Origin of the sequence: Micromonospora sp. SL1-18 (genome assembly GCF_047921505.1) — a bacterium.
Lineage (GTDB): Bacteria > Actinomycetota > Actinomycetes > Mycobacteriales > Micromonosporaceae > Micromonospora.
In genome coordinates, this window is sequence record NZ_JBLROA010000027.1 from 74,214 (window position 1) to 83,939 (window position 9,726).

The window sequence follows — 9,726 nt, forward strand, 5'->3', positions numbered from 1 at the left end:
TGTCAAGGTGGGATTCTGCGGACCGGTCCGCGGACCGGCGGTGGCTTCCGGGTGTACGCCCGGATCCCGCTCGAGTCCGCCGGGGCGGTGGCGGCCTGACCGGTCCCGGCCCGGCCGGCACGACGAGGGATGACGGATGACCGACAGCACGGCGAACTCGCGACCGGTGCGGATCCTGCTCGCCGACGACCAGCCGCTGCTGCGCACCGGCTTCCGGATGGTGCTCGGCACCGAGGACGACCTGGACATCGTCGCCGAGGCCGGGGACGGGTTGGAGGCGGTGGAGCTGTCCCGGCGACTGCTGCCGGACGTGGTGCTGATGGACATCCGGATGCCCCGGATGGACGGGGTGGCGGCGACCCGGGCGATCGTGGACTCCCGGCTGCCGGTGCGGGTGCTCATCCTCACCACCTTCGACCTGGACGAGTACGTGGTGGGGGCGCTACGGGCGGGGGCGAGCGGGTTCCTCGCCAAGGACGTGCCGGCCGAGGACCTGGTAACCGCGATCCGTACGGTGGCCGCCGGGGAGGCGGTGGTGGCACCGCGGATCCTGCGGCGGCTGCTGGACCGTTTCGCCGACGCGCTGCCCGACCCGGCGGCGGCCCCGCCGAAGACGCTGAGCGCGCTGACCGAGCGGGAGCGTGAGGTGCTGGTGCACGTGGCGCGCGGGCTGTCCAACGCCGAGATCGCCCGGGCGCTGACGGTCAGCGAGACCACCATCAAGACCCACGTCGGGCACGTGCTGACCAAGCTGGGCCTGCGTGACCGGGTGCAGGCGGTGGTCCTGGCGTACGAGACGGGCCTGGTGCGCCCGGGAGCCTGACCTGCGTACGGGGTGGCAACCATCACCTACCGTGACCATCGGCGGCGCGGCAGGGTTGACCATGACGCGACGTGACGTCCTAGCGTCGGCGACGCCATGCCGGCCACGGGGTCAGGGAGGACCCTGAGCCGGCCTCGGGGGCGACCCTCACCGCGATTTCCGGCGGCGGCTCCGCCCGGGGTCGGACGGAAATTCGGCCGGCGGCACCGAGGATGAGAACTGCCGCACCGGCCAGCGGGGGCGGTGCGGATCGGTAGATGGAAGAGGTAGATGACGTGACCGCGACGACAGGCCAGCAGGCGCAGGCCGCGGCCCGGGCGAACGACGTGTGGAAGGTGTACGGCACCGGTGAGGCGCAGGTCACCGCGCTAGGAGGGGTGACCGCCGAGTTCGAGCGGGGCCGGTTCACCGCGATCATGGGCCCGTCCGGGTCGGGCAAGTCGACGTTGATGCACTGCCTGGCCGGCCTCGACTCGGTGACCCGGGGCACGGTCTCGATCGGCGAGACGACGGTGACCGGGCTCAACGACGCCGGGCTGACGAAGCTGCGCCGGGACAAGGTGGGCTTCATCTTCCAGCAGTTCAACCTGCTGCCCACGCTCACCGCCCAGGAGAACATCCTGCTGCCGATGTCGATCGCCGGCCGCAAGCCGGACCCGGCCTGGTACGACACGGTGATCACGACGGTCGGTCTGCGGGACCGGCTGGGGCACCGGCCGGCGCAGCTCTCCGGCGGCCAGCAGCAGCGGGTGGCATGTGCCCGCGCCCTGGTCGCCCGTCCCGAGGTGATCTTCGCGGACGAGCCGACCGGCAATCTGGACTCCCGGTCCGGCGCCGAGGTGCTGAACTTCCTGCGCAACTCGGTCCGCGAGCACGGCCAGACCATCGTGATGGTGACCCACGATCCGACCGCCGCCGCGTACGCGGACCGGGTGATCTTCCTGGCCGACGGGCAGATCGTCTCCGAGCTGATCGAGCCGACCGCCGACACGGTGCTGGACACGATGAAGAAGCTGGACGCCCCGGCCGAGGTGGCGAACTGATGTTCCGGGCCACACTGAAGAGCCTGCTGGCGCGCAAGGTCCGCCTGCTGCTTTCCGGCCTGGCGGTGGTGCTGGGCGTCATGTTCGTCTCCGGCGCGTTCGTGCTCACCGACACCCTCGGCCGGTCATTCGACGCGGTCTTCGCCGACGGGTTCTCCGAGGTCGACGTCAACGTCGCCGCGAAGCCGAAGATCGCCGTGAAGGAGGCCGAGGGCGAGCAGGTCGCCGCCCCGGTGCCCACCTCGGTCCTTGACCGGGTGAAGGCGGTGCCCGGCGTGGCCGAGGCCAAGGGCGTGGTCAACGCCGACGGCGCCCGCCTGATCGGCAGCAACGGCAAGGTGGTGACCTCGTTCGGCCCGCCGCAAATAGGCGAGAACTGGCTGGGCGAGAGCGACCTGGTGCAGCTGCGCGAGGGACGCGCGCCGCAGGCCGACGACGAGATCGTGGTCAACGTCGCCCTCGCCAACGCGGCGAAGGTCAAGGTCGGTCACCGGGTGGGCGTGCTGACCCTGGCCCCGAAGAAGGAGTTCACGCTGGTCGGCGTCTTCGGCTACAGCGGGGGCCGGGACTCGATGGGCGGCGTCAACGAGGTCGCCTTCACCACGCCGGTCGCCCAGCAGTTGATGCTCGGTAAGCCGGACGCCTTTTCCAGCGTGACCGTCCAAGCCGCCGACGGGACCACCCCGGAGACGCTGCGCGACGAGGTGGCCCGCACCGTGGGCGGGGACTACGAGGTCAAGACCGGCAAGCAGGTCGCCGCCGACGCGTCGGCCGGCCTGAAGGAGGGGCTGGCCTTCTTCAACAAGATCCTGCTCGGCTTCGCGGCGGTGGCGCTGCTGGTCGGCACCTTCCTGATCCTCAACACGTTCTCGATCATCGTCGCGCAGCGGACCCGTGAGCTGGCCCTGATGCGGGCCGTCGGGGCGAGCCGCCGGCAGATCATCGGGGCGGTCGTGCTGGAGGCCATCGCGGTGGGCCTGATCGCCTCGGTGTTCGGCCTGGCCGCCGGCATCGGCATCGGCGCGTTGCTGGCGTGGGCGTTCGGCAACCTGGCCGGGGGCCTCACCCTGGCCGGGATCGGCGTACCGGCAGCCGCGGTGATCGGCGCGTTCTCGGTCGGCCTGGTGATCACCGTGGTGGCGGCGCTGCTGCCGGCGCTGCGCGCGTCCCGGATCCCGCCGATCGCGGCGATGCAGGACGTGGCCACTCCCGACCGTCCGCTGACCCGGATCACGGTGGCCGGCACGCTGGTCACCGCGGTCGGCGCCGCGCTGCTCTTCCTCGGGCTCAGCGGCAACGCCCGGGGCAACACCCTGACCACCATCCTCGGCGGCGTGCTCTTCGCCTTCATCGGCGTGGCGCTGCTGACCCCGTTGATCAGCCGCCCGGTGGTCTCCCTGCTGGGGGCGATCTTCGCCTGGTCGGTGCCGGGCAAGCTGGGCCGGCTCAACTCCGGGCGCAACCCCCGCCGTACGGCGATCACCGCCGCCGCGCTGATGGTCGGCATCGCCCTGGTCACCGGGGTGACGGTGATCCTGGACTCGGCGAAGGGGAGCATCAGCGCGCTGGCAAAGGACACCATCAAGGCAGAGCTGGTGATCGCCGGGGTGCAGGGCGGCCCACGGCCGCCGAGCTTCGACCCGGCGGTGCTGGACAAGGCGACCGCGCTGCCCGGCGTGCAACTGGTCGACGGCGAGTACGGCGACATGGCCGTGGTCAACGGCCAACGGACCTGGGTGGCCGCGTCAAGCAACATCGCCGCGCTGGAGCGGATCTTCGGGGCGAAGCCCACCGCCGGCGACATCAGCCGGCTGGGCCCGGACCAGATGCTGTTCAGCTCCGACACCGCCAAATCCCGGGGCGTCTCGGTCGGCTCGACGGTGACGGTGCAGCTGTCCCGCGGCGAGGCCCGCACCTACACGGTCAGCGGCATCTACGAGAGTTCACAGCTGACCAACCCGGTGGTGCTGCCGCCGCAGGCGGCCCGTGACTTCGCCATCCCGCAGCCGATCCAGGGCTTCGTGCAGCTCGCCCCGGACACCCGGGTGGCCGACGTCCAGCCGCAGGTGGAGCGGCTGCTCGCCGACTCTCCCGAGGTGTCGGTGGCCGACCGGGACGCGTTCATCAAGCAGCAGACCGGCTCGCTGGACGGCCTGCTCCAGATGATCCAGATCCTGCTGGCGCTGGCCATCGTGATCGCGGTGCTCGGCATCGTGAACACCCTGGCGCTGTCGGTGCTGGAACGCACCCGGGAGCTGGGCCTGCTGCGGGCGATCGGGCTGCGGCGGGCGCAGACCATGCGCATGGTCACCGTCGAGGCGGTGGTGATCTCGGTGTTCGGCGCGCTGCTGGGCGTCGCCGTCGGCAGCGGCCTCGGCGCCGCCGTGGTCCGGGCGCTGAAGGACGAGGGGATCAAGGACCTGATCCTGCCCTGGGGTCAGATGGGGGTCATGCTCGGCCTGGCCGCGATCGTCGGGGTGGTCGCCGCGGTCCTGCCGGCGATCCGGGCCGCCCGGATCAACGTGCTGGGCGCCATCGCCCACGAGTGAGAGGAAAGGAGAGGCCCTTTGTCAACGCCCGGCGTTGACAAAGGGCCCCTCCTTCAGCGGGCGTCGGCCAGCAACGCCGCGAGCAGCTCCAGGTCCGCCCCGGTCAGGCTCTCCAACTGGTGTACGCCGTCCGTCGGCGGCAGCGGCACCTCGGTCGGCACGGCCAGCACCGCCGCCCCGGCGGCCAGGGCGCTGGCCACCCCGGTCGGCGAGTCCTCGATCGCCACGCACCGCTCGATCGGCACGTCGAGCAGCCGGGCGGCGGTCAGGTACGGCTCGGGGTGCGGCTTGGGCGCACCGACCTCGTCCCCGCACACCACCACCTCGAAGCTGTCCCGACCGAGGGTGTCGAGGGCGACCTCGACCAGCGGCCGGCCGCTGGAGGTGACCAGGGCGGTCGGAACGCCGGCCACGCGGACCGCCCGCAGCAGCGCCAGCGCGCCCGGCCGCCAACGCAGCCCGGTGCGGAACAGCTCCAGGATCCGTACGTTGATCCACTCGGCGCTGGCCTGCGGGTCCCGTTCCGGTTGGCCGAGGTCGTCGTGCAGGATCCGCATCGAGTCGTCCATGCTGGTGCCGGTGATCGCCTGACGGGCGGCATCCGAGAGGGTGCCGCCGTAGACCGCGGCGAGTTCCTGCAACGCCACGTCCCACAGCTTCTCGCTGTCGACCAGGGTGCCGTCCATGTCGAAGAGCACGGCGGCGGGATGCTTGCTGATCAGCGGGGCCTCCTTCACGCGCTGGGCGTACCCGCCGATCCTCCCAGCCGGGCCGGGGCCGGCGCCCGGCCCACCCCGTACCGGGTGACCTACGACATCGACCCAGCCCGCACGCGCCCAGCTCGCCGCCGGCGCGTTCAGCCGGTGAAACCGTGGCCGCCGTTGTTCCATCCGTCGTGCTGCGCGTGTTCCCGCTCGGCCGCCCGCCGGTGCCTCTCCGCCCGGGCGGCCCGCAGCACCGCCGGGTCGTCGTCGGAGCTGACCCGGCGGCGGTCCCGCCAGCCGACGTACCCGAACACCGTCGCGAGCAGCGCGGCCGCCATCGCCAGCACCACCATGACCGCCGTCATGAGGTCACGGTAGAGCAGTCGCGCTTCACCGCGGGAGTCACGCTTCGACCGGCTGCCTGAGCACGACCAGGACCAGTCCATCGCCGCCGACTCCCGGCGGCGGAGCTCACCACACACCGCCCTCGGGGAACTGACCACGGCGTACCGTGTCGGCCTGGGCGCCGTGGCGCTCGCGCTCGTACCGCTGCTGGTCGGCCTGCGCGCTGCGCGCGGCCGTCCGGTCCTCGTCCGGAATGGACCGCCGCCGGTCCCGCCACGACACGTACCCGACCGCCGCCGCGACGACCACGGCCACCACCGTCACTGCCACCACAATCGTCGTCATGGCCGTCAGGATAGGACCGCCGCGCACCCCGGGAGAGGCGCCGGACGGGCTACGCTGCCCCGGACCGGGACTTCCCGCGCACCGAGGCGGGCCTGATCGGCCTGCTGGCTGCGGCCGGGCTGTCCGACGTCCGGTGCGTCACCCTGGCCTGGGAACACCGCACGGATCCGGAGAGCTGGTGGGCCGGCCCGGCCCATGGCATCAGCACGATCGGTCTGCTGCTGGAGCGGCAGCTTGCCGCCGTGCGGGAGCGCGTCCGGCAGGAGTACGACCGGCTCAGCGCCCGCTACCGGGACGCCGACGGGAACCTCGCCCTGCCCACGGCGGCGCTGCTCGCCTCCGGCCAGCTCGGCTGACCCGCCCCTACGCTGGTGTCCGGGGCGGCTCTCCGGCTCCGACGTCCCGGGTGAGCGGCGCGAGCGGCGCCGGCCGAGAGGAGACACCGTGAAGTACCTGATCATGCTCTACGGCACCCAGCAGGACTACGACACCCTGGCCGGGCGACCGGGCGACCGGCCGCCGATGAGCCCCGAGCAGATCGCGGCGATGCACGCCCACATGGAGTCGGTGCACAAGGAACTGGCCGAGTCCGGCGAACTGGTCGACGCGCAGGGGCTCACCGCCCCGGTGCACGCCCGCCGGGTCCGGCTGCGCGGCGGCGCACCCGTGGTCACCGACGGCCCGTACGCCGAGACGCAGGAGGTGCTCGCCGGCTACACCCTGGTCGAGTGCGACAGCTTCGACCGGGCCACCGAGATCGCCGCCCGGTTCGTCAACCCCGACGCCGAGGGCGAGTACGTCGACGTACGCCCGGTCGTGGACGGCATCGAGGAGCTCCAGGGCTGACCGATGGCCGACGGAGGCGTCGAGGACCTGCTGCGCGCCCTGGCGCCGCAGGTCCTCGGCGCGCTCGTACGCCGGTACGGGCACTTCGACACCGCCGAGGACGCCACCCAGGAGGCACTGCTCGCCGCCGCCACGCGGTGGCCCGACACCGGCCCGCCCGACGACCCGAAGGCGTGGCTGATCACCGTCGCGTCCCGCCGGCTGACCGACCTGCTCCGCGCCGAACAGGCCTGCCGCCGCCGCGAGGACACCGTCGCCCGCCAGCTCCCGCCGGACCGGTGGCTGGCGCCGCCGGCCGACCACGGACCGGACGACGCGGACGACACGCTGATCCTGCTGTTCCTCTGCTGCCACCCGTCGCTGCCCCCGGCCGGGCAGATCGCGCTCACCCTGCGCGCCGTCGGCGGACTGAGCACCGCCGAGGTGGCCCGGGCGTTCCTGGTGCCGGAGACCGCCATGGCCCGGCGGATCACCCGGGCCAAACAGCGCATCCGCGACAGCGGCCTGCCGTTCGCCCTGCCCGCCGGCCCCGACCGGTCCGCCCGGCTCGACGCGGTGCTGCACGTGCTCTACCTGGTCTTCAACGAGGGGTACGCGAGCACCGCCGGGGAGCGGCTGCACCGGGCGGACCTGCGCGTCGAGGCGATCCGGCTGGCCCGGCTGCTGCACCGGCTCACCGAAGACCCCGAGGTGGCCGGGCTGCTGGCGTTGATGCTGCTCACCGACGCGCGTACCCCCGCACGAACCGGGCCGGACGGGACGCTGGTGCCGATGGCGGAGCAGGACCGGCGGCGCTGGCGCGGCGAGCAGATCGCCGAGGGGACGCGGCTCGTCGAGGCCGCCCTGCCCCGGGGCGCCGTGGGCCCCTACCAGCTCCAGGCGGCCATCGCCGCCCTGCACGACGAGGCGCCCAGCGTCGAGGCCACCGACTGGCCGCAGATCGTCGCCCTCTACGAGATGCTGCTGGCCATCTCCGACAACCCCGTCGTACGCCTCAACCACGCGGTGGCGGTGGCCATGACCCGCGGCCCCCGGGCCGGGCTGGAACTGCTCGACGCCCTCGGCGCCGACCGCCGGGTCGCCGAGGATCCCCGCCGGTACGCCGCCCGCGCGCACCTGCTCGAACTCGCCGGGGAGACGGACGCCGCGCGGCAGGCGTACCTGTCAGCGGCCCGCCGGTCGATGAACCTGGCCCAGCAGCGCTATTTGCACGCCCGCGCCGCCCGGCTGGCCTGACCGGGGCAGCCGGGCGACCTCCGCGCCGGCCCCGCAGCCCCGACCGTCAATCGAGGCCGCGCAGGATGTGCGTCTCCTCGTCGTCCTCGCCGAAGCAGCGGTGCAGCACCTGGGCCTGGGCCCACAGATCCAGGCTGCTCGGCGGTTCCTCAGGACGGGATTCGGCCGGCACGCCGACGATCGTGGTCGTGCCCGGCCGAGCCTTGACTGGCGTCTCGTCGGCCATCGTCGCCCCCTCCTCGTCCCCTCATCGTCGCCCCGCCCCCCGACGCCGGCATCTCGCGGGCTGCCCAGGGTCGGGGCGATCCGCCTGGGCGTTTACCCCCGGCCGGCCGCTCGACACCCGCCCGGAGTGGGGGTCGGCGGACCGAGCAGTCTGCGCACCGGCGCTGGAGGGCAGTTGGCACCGAGGTCGACACGGCAGTGGCCGGCCGCCGCCCGGCACCCGGGTCCCACAGCGTGGTGCCAGACACGGTACGCCAGACACTCACCGCTGTTCACGGAAATATGCGGCCAGGCCCAGCCACCCGACGACGCGTGTCGTTCACACCTGTCCATGGTGCGCTCCCGGCGGGCTCCCCCTGGCCGTCAACCGGCCAGGAACGCCTCCACCGACGCCGCGAAGGCGGCCGGATCATCGACCCAGGGAAAGTGACCACTGTCCGGCTGGATCACCGTCTCGACGTCGCCGAGGAGAGCGGCGAGCTGCCGCACGGCGGCCACGGTCGGCCAGATGTCGTGCTCGCCGACCAGGAGCAGGGTGGGAACGGTGAGCTCCGCCAGGCGGGCGGGCAGCATCGGATCGGGTTCGAACCCCGCGTAGAACCCGTCGGTGGCGGCCGGGGCGAACTGGACGGGTTCGGCCGCCGCCTGCGCCTGAGCCGCGGCACTCCAGCGCCCGTACAACAGCGGTGCCGCCTGCCACCGGTACCGCTGTTGCTCCTGCGGGGTCGTCGGCTCGGCGTACAACGCCGCCACCGCGGCGGCGTGCCACGGCTCGTACGCCCGCCGGGCCAGCACGCTGTCGACGTCGAGGTCCGAGGGCAACCCGACCACCCGCAACGACGGGGCGACCAGCACCAGACGGGCCAGCCGCCCGGGGTGCCGGGCGGCGTAGAGCAGGCAGGTCCCGCCGCTGGCGGAATGCCCGAACAGATCCATCCGGTCGAAGCCCAGGTGCTGGCGCAGTGCTTCCACGTCGTCGACGAGGCGGTCGACCCGATAGGTGTCGGGATCTGCGGGCGCACTCGACGCGCCCGTCCCCCGGTTGTCCAGCAGGATCAGGGTACGGCGGCTGGTGAGCCCGCCCAGCTCGCCCAGATACTCCACCGCCTGCCCCGGGCCGCCGGGCACGCACACCAACGGCGGCCCGGAGCCGGCGACTCGGTACGCCAGCTCGGTGCCGTCCCAGGACCTGAAGCTCTCCACTGCGACGATCTTGCCACTCGCCGCCTCGGTGGGCGTACCTTCATTTCCGGCAACGGCCGGCGCAACTCCACCATCAGCTTGGAAGCCATCACGTGAGAAGCCATCCTGGTGACCGACCCACTAGACGTTCCTTTTGGCTTCCGCTGCTGACGGGATCGGCCATAGGCGGCGGACTCCATACGCTGTTGATCGCGATCATCGGGATGTTCCCCCAGCGCGGCGACGATCCGCACTCGTGGTCCATCTATTTCATCTACGCCAGCGCGGTGCCCGTCTTTATCGTCGTGGTCGTTGGGCTCATCCTCGCACCACTGGGTTCGCGTCTTGCCCCATTGGGGATCGGCATGGTGGTCGGTGCGGTCGCGTCTCCCCTGCTGTGGTTGGTTAGCGGGTCTGCCTATCACAGC

11 protein-coding genes are annotated in these 9,726 nt (G+C 72.6%); 6 read left to right on the forward strand and 5 right to left on the reverse strand.

Annotated elements, in window-relative coordinates; all coding sequences use genetic code 11:
- Positions 1-136 precede the first annotated feature (136 nt).
- The 3 genes from ACNAW0_RS15470 to ACNAW0_RS15480 all read left to right on the forward strand — a co-directional run bounded on the left by ACNAW0_RS15470 (position 137) and on the right by ACNAW0_RS15480 (position 4,415).
- The gene (locus ACNAW0_RS15470; protein ID WP_416288551.1) at positions 137-823 is read left to right on the forward strand and encodes a response regulator; all 687 of its coding nucleotides are present in this window, start codon (positions 137-139) and stop codon (positions 821-823) included.
- A gap of 275 nt (positions 824-1,098) precedes the next feature.
- Entirely contained in the window at positions 1,099-1,866 is a 768-nt protein-coding gene (locus ACNAW0_RS15475) for an ABC transporter ATP-binding protein (protein ID WP_416288552.1), read from the forward strand.
- A complete protein-coding gene (locus ACNAW0_RS15480; protein WP_416288553.1) occupies positions 1,866-4,415 on the forward strand; it encodes an ABC transporter permease in 2,550 nt (849 codons plus the stop codon). The genes ACNAW0_RS15475 and ACNAW0_RS15480 overlap by 1 nt, the downstream gene beginning before the upstream one ends.
- 53 nt (positions 4,416-4,468) lie before the next feature.
- Here ACNAW0_RS15480 and ACNAW0_RS15485 read toward each other — a convergent pair whose 3' ends face one another.
- The 3 genes from ACNAW0_RS15485 to ACNAW0_RS15495 all read right to left on the reverse strand — a co-directional run bounded on the left by ACNAW0_RS15485 (position 4,469) and on the right by ACNAW0_RS15495 (position 5,809).
- Entirely contained in the window at positions 4,469-5,113 is a 645-nt protein-coding gene (locus ACNAW0_RS15485) for an HAD family hydrolase (protein WP_416288566.1), read from the reverse strand.
- Positions 5,114-5,271: 158 nt separating this feature from the next.
- Positions 5,272-5,484, reverse strand: coding sequence for a hypothetical protein (locus ACNAW0_RS15490; protein ID WP_416288554.1), 213 nt, complete (start codon positions 5,482-5,484; stop codon positions 5,272-5,274).
- Positions 5,485-5,590: 106 nt separating this feature from the next.
- Positions 5,591-5,809, reverse strand: a complete 219-nt coding sequence (locus ACNAW0_RS15495; protein ID WP_416288555.1) for a hypothetical protein — start codon at positions 5,807-5,809, stop codon at positions 5,591-5,593.
- A gap of 444 nt (positions 5,810-6,253) precedes the next feature.
- On the opposite strand from ACNAW0_RS15495, the gene ACNAW0_RS15500 reads away from it, so the two are divergent.
- Together ACNAW0_RS15500 and ACNAW0_RS15505 are read left to right on the forward strand one after the other, a co-directional pair.
- Complete coding sequence (locus tag ACNAW0_RS15500; protein ID WP_416288556.1) at positions 6,254-6,655, forward strand: YciI family protein; 402 nt, start codon at positions 6,254-6,256, stop codon at positions 6,653-6,655.
- 3 nt (positions 6,656-6,658) lie between these two features.
- Positions 6,659-7,891 (forward strand): RNA polymerase sigma factor, encoded by a 1,233-nt coding sequence (locus tag ACNAW0_RS15505; protein ID WP_416288557.1) that lies wholly within the window; start codon positions 6,659-6,661, stop codon positions 7,889-7,891.
- A gap of 46 nt (positions 7,892-7,937) precedes the next feature.
- On the opposite strand, the gene ACNAW0_RS15510 is transcribed toward ACNAW0_RS15505, so the two are convergent.
- Both ACNAW0_RS15510 and ACNAW0_RS15515 read right to left on the reverse strand, forming a co-directional pair.
- Positions 7,938-8,117, reverse strand: a complete 180-nt coding sequence (locus ACNAW0_RS15510) for a hypothetical protein (protein ID WP_416288558.1) — start codon at positions 8,115-8,117, stop codon at positions 7,938-7,940.
- A gap of 362 nt (positions 8,118-8,479) precedes the next feature.
- On the reverse strand, positions 8,480-9,319 hold the full coding sequence (locus ACNAW0_RS15515; RefSeq protein WP_416288559.1) for an alpha/beta fold hydrolase: 840 nt from the start codon (positions 9,317-9,319) through the stop codon (positions 8,480-8,482).
- A 185-nt stretch (positions 9,320-9,504) separates the two neighbouring features.
- Between ACNAW0_RS15515 and ACNAW0_RS15520 the strand changes: the two genes are divergently transcribed.
- A partial coding sequence (locus ACNAW0_RS15520) for a hypothetical protein (RefSeq protein ID WP_416288560.1) occupies positions 9,505-9,726 on the forward strand: 222 nt, incomplete at its 3' end.